This window comes from Acinetobacter towneri DSM 14962 = CIP 107472 (genome assembly GCF_000368785.1).
Taxonomy (GTDB): Bacteria; Pseudomonadota; Gammaproteobacteria; order Pseudomonadales; family Moraxellaceae; genus Acinetobacter; species Acinetobacter towneri.
Genome location: NZ_KB849695.1, coordinates 167,965 through 182,300, shown reverse-complemented (window position 1 = coordinate 182,300; position 14,336 = coordinate 167,965). Strand labels below are relative to the sequence as shown.

The window sequence follows — 14,336 nt, the reverse complement described above, 5'->3', positions numbered from 1 at the left end:
ATGCAACTAAAAAACCAATTTGGAAAAATATCACAGCCATTGATGATTGGGCTTTTGCTCCTTATTACATTCCTCATCGCTGTTGGGATCTGGTTTAGCTCCAAAGATAAAACCACCGATGAACATGCGCATGCCGAACATGAAGAATCTGAACATACTGATGAGCCCGAGGCAGAAAAAGGACTTGCCGAGGAAGGTGAAATTCAACTGACAGCGCAGCAACTGACAGAGCAAGGCATTCAAATCGCTTCAGCTCAACAAGGTGTGGTGTCTCAAGTCACCGTTCTACCCGGAAAGCTTGTGGTGAATACCGATCAGCAAGCTCATATTTCGCCAAACTTTGGTGGGCATGTGGAACAGGTGAATGTTGAACTTGGTCAAAACATACAAAAAGGACAAACCTTAGCTGTACTGTCTGTACCCGAGCTGATCGATCAACAAGCCAATTTGCGGATGGCCCAAGCTAGCTTGGATTTAGCGCGTCAAGATTATCAACGTGAACAGCAGTTATGGTCACAGGGCATTTCTGCCAAGCAAGATTATCAACGGGCAGAAAATGCTTACCGACAAGCGCAGATTACTGTGCAATCGGTGCAAAGCCGCTTAAACGCCCTAGGTGCAACAGGTGGGGTAAATGGTCGTTTTGCCATTAAAGCACCCATTTCAGGTGTGATTAGCCAAAAAGATATCGTAGTGGGTGAAAACGTACAATTGGCCGATCAGCTTTTTGTGATTGAACAATTTAAAGAGTTATGGCTTGAGTTTAATCTGCCTGCTCAGTACTCAGGTCAGTTACAAGCCAATCAGAGTCTGACATTTAAGCCGAATGCTTCTGATCAAAAATATGAAGCCGTCATCCAAAGCTTAAATTCTCAAGCCGATGCACAAACAGGACGTTTGGTGGTACGTGCTAAATTAAAAAGCCAAGCGGCTGAACTACGTCCAAGTGTTTTGGTGAATATCTTTTTAGACAATACCAGTTCCAAAACAGCACTTCGCGTCCATAAAAGTGCTATTCAAAACATTGAAGGTCAAACTTCGGTATTTGTAGTCGACGCGGAACAAAAAGGACAAGTGCATTTGAAAGCGCAGCCCGTTCAACTTGGACAAGCTTCAAACGACGCTCAATGGGTGGAAGTAATTTCAGGCCTAACAGCAGGACAACGCTATGTCAGTCAAGGCAGCTTTGTGCTTAAGTCTGAACTAGAAAAAGGCGAGGCTGATCATGCACACTAATCATGATTTACCCAAGCCTGAGGGTTTGTTTGAACGAATTATTCAGTTCTCTATTCAAAATGCAATTTGGGTCATGCTCTTTGTCTGTACATGGATTGCGGTCGGAGTTTATAGCTATCAAAAACTGCCGATCGATGCAGTGCCTGATATTACCAATACGCAAGTACAAATTAATACCCAAGCCAATGGTTTTACCGCACTAGAGGTTGAGCAGCGGATTACCTATCCAATTGAAACTGCAATGGCGGGTATTCCAGATTTACAGTTGACTCGCTCGATTTCACGTTATGGTTTGTCCCAAGTCACTATTGTATTTGAGGATGGCACAGACATCTATTGGGCACGTCAGCAGATTAATCAGCGGGTGCAAGAGGTCAAAGCGGACTTACCTAGCGATGTTTCCCCAACCATGTCACCAGTTTCAACGGGTTTGGGTGAAATTTATCAGTGGGTGATTAAAGCCGAACCGAATGCTAAAAAAGCGGATGGTATAGCTTATAGCGCGATCGACTTGCGGGAGATCCAAGATTGGATTGTTCGCCCACAACTGCAACGTGTTGCGGGAGTTGCAGAGGTCAACAGTATTGGCGGGTTTAACAAAACCTATGTGGTTGCTCCCGACTTTAACCGTATGCAGCAGTTGAATATTTCCTTGAGCCAACTGCAAACCGCTTTACAGGAAAATAATGAAAACCGTGGGGCAGGTTTTATTGAGGAAAATGGTCAGCAACTCACAGTGCGTGTTCCAGGGACACTCAACAGTCTTGCAGACATTGAAAATACAGCGGTTGCCAGCCCAAAAGGGAACCCTATTCGTGTCGCAGATATTGCGCAGGTTTCAATTGATCATGACCTCAGAACAGGAGGCGCAACCTATAACGGCGAAGAAACTGTACTCGGCATCGCTATGATGATGATGGGAGAAAATAGTCGAACGGTGTCTAAAGCTGTAGATGCCAAAATTCAGGAGGTACAAAGTAGTTTACCGCAAGGCGTTAGAATCGAAACAGTTTATGACCGCACCACGTTGGTAGAAAAAGCCATTAAAACAGTGCAAAAGAACTTGGTTGAAGGCGCAATCTTGGTGATTGTGATCCTCTTTTTATTCTTAGGTAATATTCGTGCGGCGTTAATTACAGCCTGTGTGATTCCACTGTCTATGCTGTTTACTTTAAAGGGTATGGCACAGCAGAACATCAGTGCCAACCTAATGAGTTTGGGTGCATTGGATTTCGGTATTATTGTCGATGGCGCAGTGGTAATTGTTGAAAACTGTATTCGCCGTTTAGCCCATGCCCAGCAGTTACTCAAACGACCGTTGACTCAGTCGGAACGTTTTAAAGAAGTATTTTTGGCAGCGCGCCAAGCCCGTCGACCGCTCATTTTTGGTCAACTGATTATTTTAGTGGTGTACTTACCGATTTTTGCACTGACTGGTGTAGAAGCAAAAATGTTCCACCCAATGGCTTTGACGGTTGTACTTGCGCTTGTTGCAGCCATTATTTTGTCGATCAGCTTTGTACCTGCGGCTGTCGCACTTTTTGTTAAAGGTGACATCAAAGAAACTGAAAGCCGTTGGATGCTGTGGCTAAAAAATCGTTATCAGCAGGTATTGGACTATGCCTATCAGTATAAAGCAGTGGTTTTAACCTTTGCACTGTGCTTGTTGATGTTGACAGGATTACTTGCAACACGTATCGGCAGTGAGTTTGCACCGCAACTGAGTGAAGGTGACTTTGCTGTACAGCAACTGCGCTCTCCAAGCACAGGCTTAGAAGAATCACTTCGTATTCAGGAAAATACGGAAAAGCTACTTCTGAAAAAATTCCCTGAAATACACGCTATTTTTGCGCGAACAGGCACGGCTGAAGTGGCGACCGATGTAATGCCTCCAAATATTTCAGATGGTTATATCATGTTAAAACCCCGTGATGCATGGCCAAACCCGAAAGAAACATTGGATGAACTGCGTAGCCGTATGCAGGCGTATTTAGCGACATTGCCCGGTAACAACAGTGAGTTTTCTCAGCCAATTGAACTGCGTTTCAATGAGTTAATATCGGGTGTACGTAGTGATGTCGGTGTCAAAATCTTTGGCGATGACATGCAAGTATTAAATGCGGAAGCTGAAAAAATCAGTAAATTGATTCAACAGGTTTCAGGCAGTACCGCCGTTAAAGTTGAACAAACGTCGGGTTTACCTTTGCTCAATGTGGAAATTGATAAAAGTTTAGCAGTTCAATATGGCTTAAGTGTTAAAACCATACAAGACTATGTGTCAGCAAGCATTGGCGGACAAAATGTCGGTGAAATTCTACAGGGTGACCGCCGTTTTGACTTTGTGATTCGACTCAGTGAGCAAGATCGTAGTATCAGTGGGATTGCACAACTGCCTATACAGCTTCCGAACGGTGGCAGCATTCTGCTCACTGATATTGCCATTGTAAAAATGATGGATGGCATCAACCAAGTCAGTCGTGAAAATGGCAAACGTCGTGTGATTGTCACTGCGAATGTGGAAGGGCGAGATTTGGGTTCTTTTGTCACAGAAGTACAAAGTCAGCTTAAGCAGTATCCTCTACCAAGTGGTTACTGGATTGAATATGGTGGTCAATTTGAAAATCTGGCCTCGGCACAGGCTCGAATGCAAATTGTGATTCCACTGGCGTTACTGACGATCTTTATTTTGCTGATGGCCGTTTTCCATAACGTCAAAGAAAGCTTGTTGGTGTTCACGGGGGTTCCATTTGCTCTAACTGGCGGTGTGCTTTTCTTGTGGTTAAGAGACATTCCCTTGTCAATGTCGGCGGGCATTGGTTTCATTGCCTTGTCTGGCGTCGCCGTCTTAAATGGTTTGGTCATGTTGACCTTCATTAAAGAGCTAAGAGAGCAATATCGCCTGCATGAAGCCGTTTGGCAGGGAGCGATTTTGCGATTAAGGCCTGTTTTAATGACCGCTTGTGTAGCGTCTTTAGGTTTTGTCCCAATGGCGCTTGCCACAGGCACAGGGGCAGAGGTCCAACGTCCACTGGCGACCGTGGTGATTGGTGGAATTATTTCTTCGACGTTATTGACCTTGGTACTATTACCAGTGTTGTATCGTTGGATGAATGCAAAAAAAGAAACGGAAGTTTAATCCCTTAATCAGTTGAAGTATGAGGAGGTAAAATAGTCTCCTCATAATTGAGTGTGAGAAAATTATGCAGATCAACGGGCTTGATAAAAACCTGCATCGGAACGAGCTAGTGCTGGTAGTCCACGAATTTGATCGGCAATTTTCTCAGCCATCATAATGGTTGTCGCATTCAAATTCCCTGTGATAATTAACGGCATAATAGATGCATCAACCACACGTAAATTGTGCAGACCATGCACACGCCCTTGGCCATCGACCACGGCCATTTCATCTTCGCCCATTTTGCAGCTACAAGAAGGGTGGTAGGCCGTTTCAGCATGATTGCGTACGAAGTCATCCAATTCTGCATCACTGCTTAAATGTTTACCTGGACTAATTTCTTCACCGCGATAAGGATCTAATGCGGGTTGTTGCATGATTTCACGTGTAATCCGAATAGCATCGCGGAATTCGCGCCAATCTTGCTCTGTAGACATATAGTTAAACAGAATGCTTGGATGTTCAAATGGATCTTTAGATTTTAATTTGATGCGTCCACGCGAGGGTGAACGCATAGAACCGACGTGGGCTTGAAAGCCATGTTCTTTGACTGCGTTGCTACCATTGTAGTTAATCGCAACAGGCAGGAAATGAAACTGAATATTGGGCCAAGAAAATTCATCGGAAGAGCGAATAAACCCCCCTGCTTCAAATTGGTTGCTGGCGCCAATCCCAGTTCCATTGAATAACCATTCGGCACCAATGGCAGGCTGGTTATACCATTTCAAGGCGGGGTAGAGCGAAACAGGTTTTATGCATTTATATTGCAGATACATTTCCAGATGGTCTTGTAAATTTTCTCCGACACCAGGTAAATCATGGACAAGTTCAATATCTAGATCACGCAGTAACTCGCTAGAGCCTACACCTGAACGTTGTAAAATTTGCGGAGATGCAATTGCGCCTGCACAGAGCAAAACTTCTTTATTCGCATAGACCTGATGTAACTGTTGCCGATTTGCACCTTGCAGGTATTCCACCCCAATTGCTTGTTTGCCGCTAAACAGAATTTTATGGGTGGTGGCATGCGTCATGATAGTCAAGTTGGGCCGCTGCTTTGCCATATCCAGATATCCGCGGGCTGTACTGGCGCGTCGACCATTGGGCGTGACAGTTCGATCCATAGGGCCAAAACCTTCTTGTTGATAGCCATTTAAATCATCTGTACGTGGATAACCTGCTTGTACGCCAGCTTCTACCATGGCATGAAACAGCTCATTATTATTGGCTTTCGGTGTCGCAACACTTACAGGTCCATCATCACCATGATAGTCGTTGGCGCCAATATCACGACTTTCTGCTTTGCGGTAGTACGGCAAACAATCGGCATAGCTCCAGTTTTCCAAACCTTTTAAAGTTGACCACTGTTCTAAGTCCATCGCATTGCCACGGATATAGCACATGCCATTAATCAGTGAAGATCCACCCAAACCTTTGCCGCGTCCACATTCCATGCGGCGGTTATTCATATGCGGTTCGGGGTCAGTTAAATAAGCCCAGTTATAACGTCGCCCTTGCAGTGGATAAGCCAGTGCAGCAGGCATTTGGGTACGAAAATCGAGTCGGTAGTCAGGTCCGCCTGCTTCTAGTAATAAAACAGAGACATCGGCATCTTCGGTTAAACGAGCGGCAAGAACATTACCCGCAGAGCCTGCACCAATAATAATATAATCGTAGTGTGTAGAATGCATAATGATCCTTTTTCTATGGCAGTACCACGCCCGATTAGAGCGTGGCAACATGTTGAGTTGAGGATGTAAAAACAGAAAAATAAAGAATAAAGGTCAGTATTTAGCGTTTAGAAAATACTGTGATAATCGCCCAATTCGACTTGAATGGATTTAATGCGGGTATAATGTTGCAAAGTAGATAAACCATTTTCACGTCCCACACCCGATTGCTTATAGCCCCCGACAGGCATTTCTGCAGGGGATTCGCCCCAAGTGTTAACCCAGCAAATGCCCGCTTCAAGTTGGTGAATAATGCGATGTGCCTGCGAGATATCTTGTGTTACAACCCCCGCTGCTAGACCATAAGGGGTCTGGTTAGCACGTTGAATGACTTCTTCGATGCTGTCATAAGTCAAAATACTCATCACAGGTCCAAATATTTCATCTTGTACAATTCGCATGTCGTCATGACAGTCTGAAAAAACAGTTGGCATGACATAAGCGCCCTGAGCCAGTTCCGCAGAGGTCGCTCGTTCACCCCCAATTAAAAGTGTCGCACCTTGCTGTTTGCCCAATTCAATATAAGACAAGACTTTTTCCATATGCGGGAAACTGGTGAGCGGACCAAAATTGGTTTCTGCCAACATTGGGTCACCTACACGAATACGTTTAACACGTTCGAGTACAGCCTGTTCAAACTCGACTTTTAGGTGGCGCGGAATAAAGACACGCGTACCGTTGGTGCACACCTGACCCGAACTAAAGAAATTTGCCATCACTGCAATGTCCGCAGCGCGGTCAAGAGGGGCATCAGAGCAAATGATCAACGGAGACTTGCCGCCGAGTTCCATGGTAATTTCTTTTAAACTGGATGCAGCTGCACTGGACATGACTTTTTTGCCTGTTTCCACGCCACCTGTAAAGGAAATTTTGGCAATTTCTGGATGTTCAATCAGCCATTGACCGACTTCTTGTCCAAGCCCTTGAACCACGTTAAAGACCCCAGCAGGCAAACCCGCTTCGGTATAAATTTCAGCCAACTTAAAGGCCGTCAGTGGCGTAATTTCACTGGGTTTGAAAATCATGGCATTCCCCGCAGCTAAGGCAGGTGCAGATTTCCACAGCGCAATTTGAATGGGGTAGTTCCATGCGCCTATACCCGCGACAACGCCTAAGGGTTCGCGACGGGTATAGAAAAAACTACTTTCACGCAGGGGTACTTGTTCGCCCTGAATCGCAGTTGCAAGACCTGCATAATATTCGAGAACATCCGCGCCAGTTACAATATCGACACTAGAGGTTTCGCTGTATGCTTTACCCGTATCGAGCGTTTCTAGACGGGCAAGCTCATCATTACGTTTACGTAAAATATCCACGGCACGCAGCAGAATACGTGCCCGTTCAACAGCCGTCATGGCGGCCCAAACTTGTTGCCCTTGTTGGGCACTTTTAACCGCCGCATCTACATCGGCTTGACTTGCTTGCTGCACGCTCGCAAGGATTTGACCTGTAGCAGGGTTAATCGTATCGAAGGTTTTACCACTAGTGGCATTGACATACTGTCCATGGATATACAATTGATGTAATTGTGCATCATTCATTTTGCTGTTCCTGCCGTATCTGTTGTATTAAGCGAAGTTGCATATCGACATAGTCGTATGCAATAGAACGTGCCAAGTCACGATCAAATGCTTGATGACCACTTAAACTGCCGCGTAACCAAAGACCATCAATCAAAGCAGCAAGCCCTTTGGCGATATGGCTGGCTTTGTCTTTAGGCATCATCTGCAGTAAATGAAATTTTAAATTTGAATAAAGACGTTGGTCATTTATTCGCTGCAAGCGACCTAAATCGGGCATGTGCATGCTGGCGGACCAAAAATCTAACCAGACACGCATCGCTGTTTGATTCACCTGACTGATGTCAAAGTTGGCATCAATAATTGCCTTAAGTAAATTTTCTGGTGTGGGCTGACTAACTTTGGCTTTATAGGTTGCCGCAGTTTCACGTAAGACAAAGAGCATTTGTCGCATACAGCTTTCAATCAAACCCTGCTTATCACCAAAATAATGACTCACAATGCCTGTAGAAAGTTGGGCTTTTTTTGCAATCTGAGCAATAGTGGTATTGGATAAACCCACCTCGTAAATGACCTCATAGGCTGCGCGAATGATTTCTTCACGACGTTCATGCTCAGGTTTAACTCTACGTTTATTCATGATAATCCAGAAAATTTACCTTAGATTTAAAGGTGTTAGATTCAATTATTGACATGGAAAACATCATAGCATTTTTTTATAATACTTTTAATTGATTGAACGTTCAATCAATTAAAAGTATCATGTTGTTTAAATTGAATGCAGCTTTGCAAAGTTTGTTCTCAATTTTTTAAGTATTAATGCTTATTTATCATATGGATAGATTTGTAGTTGGTTTTGGTGAACCTGTGGCAGAGTACGCGCATTTTTTTATGTTCTTGCTTGAAACATCGGATACAACACCTAAAAGCTTCTACAAAAATTGAGTTTAAGGAGAAGAACAGTTTATTTATGTCGTTCTCATGTTGGAATTGGTTGTGTAAGCAGGGCAAATTTAGGGAATTTGTTACACTGCCACATATCTTTATATTCTGGCTAAACATTCGGTTACACGAAGATAGCATTTTTGTCGGAGACAAAAGTACTGTCGTATAGCACTTATCGATTTTTAAGCTCTCGACAGCGAGAAGTTTAAAAATTGATTTTCAACTTATATTTACTTCCTTGAGGATTGTATGGCAACAGATAATCCAAGAGCAGTTGATGATCAAACATTAGCACCAAAAGACCGTTTGAATGGTGTGGTCTTTTATATTTCAGCTCTCATTATTTTAATTTTTTCAATTACCACCATTTTGTTCAATGACTTCGCCAATCAAACGCTGAATGCAGTTTTGGCATGGGTCAGTTCCACCTTCAGTTGGTACTATTTACTGGCTGCCACACTGTATATGGTGTTTGTGATTTTTATTGCCTGTTCACGCTATGGTGATATTAAGCTTGGCCCCAAACATTCTAAACCCGAATTTAGTTTACTCAGTTGGTCTGCCATGCTGTTTTCAGCAGGGATTGGTATCGATTTGATGTTCTTCTCGGTCGCTGAACCTTTATCCCATTATATGCATCCACCAGTAGGTGAAGGACAGACCTTTGAAGCTGCACGCCAGAGTATGGTCTGGACTTTATTCCATTATGGCCTGACAGGATGGTGCATGTACGCCTTGATAGGCATGGCATTGGGATATTTCAGCTATCGCTACAATTTGCCACTCACCATCCGTTCCGCGCTTTATCCGATTTTTGGTCAAAAAATTCATGGTCCGATTGGACATAGTGTGGATACTGCCGCGGTGATCGGGACGATTTTCGGTATTGCGACCACCTGCGGTATTGGTGTCGTGCAACTGAATTACGGTTTACATGTACTGTTCGATTTACCTGAAAATCTGTGGATGCAGGCATCCCTAATTGGTGTTGCTGTAGTGATGACCATTATTTCGGTGACTTCAGGTGTAAATAAAGGTCTGCGCATACTCTCGGAAGTGAATATTTATGTATCCGTGGGTTTGATGCTGTTTATTTTATTCCTCGGCAATACAGAATTTTTACTCAATACTTTTGTGCAAAATATTGGCGATTACATTAGCCGTTTCCCAAGTATGACCTTGGAAAGTTTTGCCTTTCAGCAACCCAAAGAATGGATGAACAGTTGGACGCTATTCTTCTGGGCTTGGTGGGTGGCTTGGTCACCTTTTGTGGGACTCTTTCTTGCACGTATTTCTCGTGGGCGTACCATTCGTGAGTTTGTCAGTGGTACCTTAATCATTCCGTTAATTTTTACCCTAACGTGGCTGTCAATTTTCGGAAATAGTGCATTATACAATGTGATTTTTGATGGAAATCTGGCATTGGCTCAAACCGTCATTGCCAATCCAGCACACGGTTTCTACGACTTGTTGGCTCAATATCCGTATTTTCCTTTTATTGCAGGCATCGCAACCATTACAGGGTTGTTATTTTATGTGACTTCAGCCGACTCAGGTGCATTGGTCTTAGGGAATTTCACCACACAATTTACCAATGTCGACCATGATGCACCACGCTGGCTCAGTGTATTTTGGGCTATTGCCATTGGCTTGCTGACCTTGGCCATGTTGATGACCAATGGGATTACTGCTTTGCAAAATGCAACTATTATCATGGGGTTGCCTTTTAGTTTTGTTATGTTCTTGGTGATGGCAGGTTTATATAAATCTTTAAGACTTGAAGATTATCGACAAGCCAGTAGCAGTTTGAATGCAGCACCTGTGGTGGGTAATGTAGATATTCTGAACTGGAAAAAACGCTTGTCACGGGTTATGCATCATCCTGGAACCAGCGATACCAAACGCATGCTGGATGAAATATGCCGCCCCGCCGTGCTGGCCGTCGCAGAAGAAATGCAAAAAAGAGGCGTGAATATTGACGTGCAGGAAAGTGCATTAGAGCAAGATCCAACTTTATATCATTTAGATTTGATTATTCATCTGGAAGAAGAACAGAACTTTGTTTATCAAATCTGGCCAGTACGTTATATCGCACCCACATTTAGTGAACGTGGTAAGTTGGGTAAACGGTTTTATTTTCGTTTGGAAACCTATCTTTATGAAGGTTCACAAGGTAATGATTTGGTTGGTTACACCAAAGAGCAAGTTATTAATGACATTCTAGACAGATACGAACGACATATGACCTTCTTACATATAAACCGAATCAGTCCTGGAAATCGTCCGTTATTTCCAGACCCACAAAGTTAATCAGGGGACACCATGTATATCTCATATTTACATGCTTTTGCGTTGTTCTTTTCATTGCTTAATCCATTTTTGATGAGCATTTACATGATTGGCATGATTCGTAATTCAGAAGCAAAAGTGTTTAATAAAGCCCTGATTCAAGGCTGTTTAATTGCTTATGCGGTATTTATGCTGTTTGCATGGGGTGGTGAAGCTATTTTCAGCAAATATTTGAATGTGCGGTTTGAGGCATTTCAAATCTTTGGTGGGCTTATTTTCTTGGTGATTGGTTATCGCTATGTGTTTCAAGGTGCAGACACCATCGGTGAGATGCGGGGAGCACCTGAACATTTGGCAGGTACCATTGCTATGCCTTTTATGATTGGACCGGGGACGATTAGTGCCGCCGTGGTAACAGGCATGACTTTGCCCATTAGTGGGGCTGCGCTGGTAATTTTCCTCACCTTGGCGCTAACCTGTAGTTTAATGATTTTGATGAAGTTTGCGCATGATCATCTCAGGTATAAGCATGCCAAATATATAGACCGTTATGTGGATATTGTAGGTCGATTATCTGCGTTACTGATTGGTACTATTGCGATTGAAATGATTATTACGGGGATTTTAGGTGTGATTGCAGAGATGTAAGTTCATCACAGAAAAAAACCGAATGCAATTCATACAGTTTTTTTATTGTCAGAAATATGATTCTGATTAGGATTGAAGAGGGCGTTCAAAATTCTGTGTCAGTAAATTTGACTAGATTTTAATTATATCATCTAATCGACCTTCAAAGTAAATGGATAATTGAGTAATCGTTTGTCCCCATTCCTGAATAGGCATTGTCCATTTTTCTGATGCCTGTTGAATACCAATATACAGTAATTTCATCAGACTATCCTCATTGGGGAAAGCTCCTTTGGTTTTGGTTAGTTTGCGGAATTGACGATGTACGGCTTCAACGGCATTGGTGGTGTAAATCGGCTTCCTAATCGCTTTAGGGTATTTGAAATAGGCGGATAGTAGATGCCATTTGGTACGCCATGACTGAATGACCACACCATATTTTTCGCCCCATTTTTCTTCTAGCTCATCCAGTGCTACTTCTGCCGCCCCTTTGGTATCAGCACGGTAAATTGGCTTTAAATCAGCCATAAATGCCTTCTGATCTTTACTGGCAACATAGCGTAAAGAATTACGAATTTGATGAACGATACACAGTTGTATTTCTGTTTGAGGGTAAATCGCTGCTATGGCTTCGGGGAAACCTTTTAGTCCATCTACACAGGCAATCAGAATATCCTGAACACCACGATTTTGTAGGTCTGTCAGTACACTAAGCCAATGGTTCGCCCCTTCGCTTTCCGACAAATGCAAGCCGAGTAGTTCCTTCTTACCTTCAACATTTAAAGCTAAAATGGTATAGATCGCTTTGCTCACATAAACACCTTTATCCTTCACTTTGTAATGTATGGCATCTAACCAAACAAAGGGATAAATTGTATCGAGTGGGCGTTGTTTCCATGCTTGTAACTGAGGGAGGAGCTTATCTGTAATATTGGTGATAGCACCATCTGAAATCTCCAATCCATACATATCAGCAACATGCTTTTGAATATCACGATAGCTCATACCAAGTGCATAGAGTGATATGATTTTATTGTCAATTTCTTCTGATAATTTGGTCTGGTTCTTTTTAACTAACTGTGGCTCAAATTCACCATTTCGATCTCTAGGGGTTTCAAGCTCAAATGAACCTGATGTAGATTTTACTGTCTTGCGAGTATAGCCATTGCGGCGATTACCTTGTTTCGGATTCGCTTCAATGTAATTCTCGATTTCTGCTTCAAGAGCAGCTTCGGTCAGCTGTTTAATTAAAGGGGTGAGTATGCCATTTTCTCCAGTCAGTGCTTGTCCTGACTGGAGTTGTTTTAAGGCTGTTTCAAAATCAAATGTAGTTGCCATAATGCATCATTCCTGTTTTTAACAGTTTAAGGAAATGACACAGTTTTTTGAACACTACCGGATTGAACCGTACCGGGTTTGTCGGAGACTTTTTTATTTAAGTAGGACTTACGCACTATTATTTAAAGATTCTCTGTGGTAGCAGATGATTTTTATCGAGAATAAAGTCATCAATGAAGCTTTTGATAATTGGTCTAAATAATTTCTTCTGCCAACGATATACATTTTCAAAGATCCGCTCAAACTGGTTCTTTTGTATCTCAACGTAGGCCATCAAGGCTGAAAAAATATGATTCAAAATCAGTTTAGATCGTCTTACCTGAAACTTTTCAATATGACAAACCTGTTTAATAACCCGGTGATATTGCTCTATTTTCCAATGACTTGAATGTAATTCATGAAAACCCTCAAAGGACAATAAATCATCTTCATCTTGATGTACAATATAAAACCTCTGCTGTTCTTTTAACTGAGTCTTAAATAATTGTACAAAGCCAAAATCTTTGAGCCAAACCACTTGACCCTGATGGAAATCTGGCAATAAACGCAGTTGAAACCATTGTCCTTTTTCTGGGGAAACCTTACGGTTACAGTCGATACCAAACATAAATCGAATACCATATTTTCTTATGGTTTTTAGATTTCCAGTCGATGAATACCAACTATCACCTGTAATAAATTGAATCTTTGCACCCCAACTGAGTACTTCACTTAACATATCCATAAAGTAATCATTCTTGGTTTTACTTTCAGATTTGTCATAAATTCGGAAATTAATTGGAATATTTTGACCATTTTGATCTGTCGCATACAAGGTAATGAGATTAATACCCTTGACGGATCGGTGGTGTTTGCCTGACCAAAAATAGCTAACTAAGTCCATATGTTGACTATAGGGTTTATCTAAAACAGTATCATCAATACTGACTATAAGTTTATTATTATCAATATGTTGAATTGATTCTTGATATAGGTCGTGAGGTGTGTAGTCTTCACGCTCTAGAAAGCGATTTACACTATCATGCGAGATATTATAAGTCTCGGCAAGTTGTGTGCAGCTAATAGAGTTCGGTTCTGTCATGAGAAAGCCCATATAAATGGGTAATGTACAAGTTGCTGTAGAAGCATGTTTAATTCGTCTGATCACAGATACTTTATAAAGTATTTTAATACTTTTTTGAATCCGTCAATGCGTAAGTCCTATTAAGTTAGGCCACCTGACCTAACGGGTTAATCTTATCATAGTACATTGCTTCAAACTCAAAAGGTGATACATAACCCAGTGCACTGTGTACACGCTTTTTATTGAACCAATCTACCCAGTTTAGTGTCGCAAGTTGTACATCCGCTAAACCTTGCCAATCCGCTTTTAAATATTCAATCACCTCTGTTTTGTATAAGCCATTCACTGTTTCAGCCAAAGCATTATCGTATGAATCACCGGTCGTACCGACTGATGCTCGTAAATTTGCTGCT

The 14,336-nt window shown here is 42.4% G+C and carries 10 protein-coding genes; 4 read left to right on the top strand and 6 right to left on the bottom strand.

Annotated elements, in window-relative coordinates; all coding sequences use genetic code 11:
• Together F947_RS13595 and F947_RS13590 are read left to right on the top strand one after the other, a co-directional pair.
• Window positions 1-1,236 carry an efflux RND transporter periplasmic adaptor subunit gene (locus F947_RS13595; RefSeq protein ID WP_004976949.1) on the top strand — a complete coding sequence of 412 codons (1,236 nt, stop codon included), beginning with the start codon at window positions 1-3 and terminating at the stop codon, window positions 1,234-1,236.
• Entirely contained in the window at window positions 1,226-4,372 is a 3,147-nt protein-coding gene (locus tag F947_RS13590; protein ID WP_004976947.1) for an efflux RND transporter permease subunit, read from the top strand. The genes F947_RS13595 and F947_RS13590 overlap by 11 nt, the downstream gene beginning before the upstream one ends.
• A gap of 71 nt (window positions 4,373-4,443) precedes the next feature.
• On the opposite strand, the gene betA is transcribed toward F947_RS13590, so the two are convergent.
• From betA to betI, 3 genes are all read right to left on the bottom strand, one after another.
• Window positions 4,444-6,102 (bottom strand): choline dehydrogenase, encoded by a 1,659-nt coding sequence (gene betA / locus F947_RS13585; protein WP_004976943.1) that lies wholly within the window; start codon window positions 6,100-6,102, stop codon window positions 4,444-4,446.
• Window positions 6,103-6,209: 107 nt separating this feature from the next.
• Complete coding sequence (betB, locus tag F947_RS13580) at window positions 6,210-7,682, bottom strand: betaine-aldehyde dehydrogenase (RefSeq protein WP_004976941.1); 1,473 nt, start codon at window positions 7,680-7,682, stop codon at window positions 6,210-6,212.
• The gene (gene betI / locus F947_RS13575) at window positions 7,675-8,301 is read right to left on the bottom strand and encodes a transcriptional regulator BetI (RefSeq protein WP_004976938.1); all 627 of its coding nucleotides are present in this window, start codon (window positions 8,299-8,301) and stop codon (window positions 7,675-7,677) included. Before betI ends, betB begins: the two co-directional genes overlap by 8 nt.
• A gap of 554 nt (window positions 8,302-8,855) precedes the next feature.
• On the opposite strand from betI, the gene F947_RS13570 reads away from it, so the two are divergent.
• Window positions 8,856-10,916, top strand: coding sequence for a choline transporter (locus tag F947_RS13570; protein ID WP_004976932.1), 2,061 nt, complete (start codon window positions 8,856-8,858; stop codon window positions 10,914-10,916).
• Between the two features lie 12 nt (window positions 10,917-10,928).
• Window positions 10,929-11,543, top strand: a complete 615-nt coding sequence (locus F947_RS13565; protein WP_004976930.1) for a MarC family protein — start codon at window positions 10,929-10,931, stop codon at window positions 11,541-11,543.
• Window positions 11,544-11,654: 111 nt separating this feature from the next.
• Here the strand turns inward: F947_RS13565 and F947_RS13560 are convergent, their stop codons facing one another.
• The 3 genes from F947_RS13560 to F947_RS13550 form a co-directional block, all read right to left on the bottom strand.
• Window positions 11,655-12,860: an IS256 family transposase gene (locus tag F947_RS13560; RefSeq protein WP_004973108.1), complete on the bottom strand. Its 1,206-nt coding sequence runs from the start codon at window positions 12,858-12,860 to the stop codon at window positions 11,655-11,657.
• Window positions 12,861-12,978: 118 nt separating this feature from the next.
• Window positions 12,979-14,007 carry an IS701 family transposase gene (locus F947_RS13555; RefSeq protein WP_081402506.1) on the bottom strand — a complete coding sequence of 343 codons (1,029 nt, stop codon included), beginning with the start codon at window positions 14,005-14,007 and terminating at the stop codon, window positions 12,979-12,981.
• Window positions 14,008-14,068: 61 nt separating this feature from the next.
• Window positions 14,069-14,336, bottom strand: a 268-nt coding sequence (locus F947_RS13550) for an integrase core domain-containing protein (RefSeq protein ID WP_004976927.1), incomplete at its 5' end; no start/stop codon positions are given.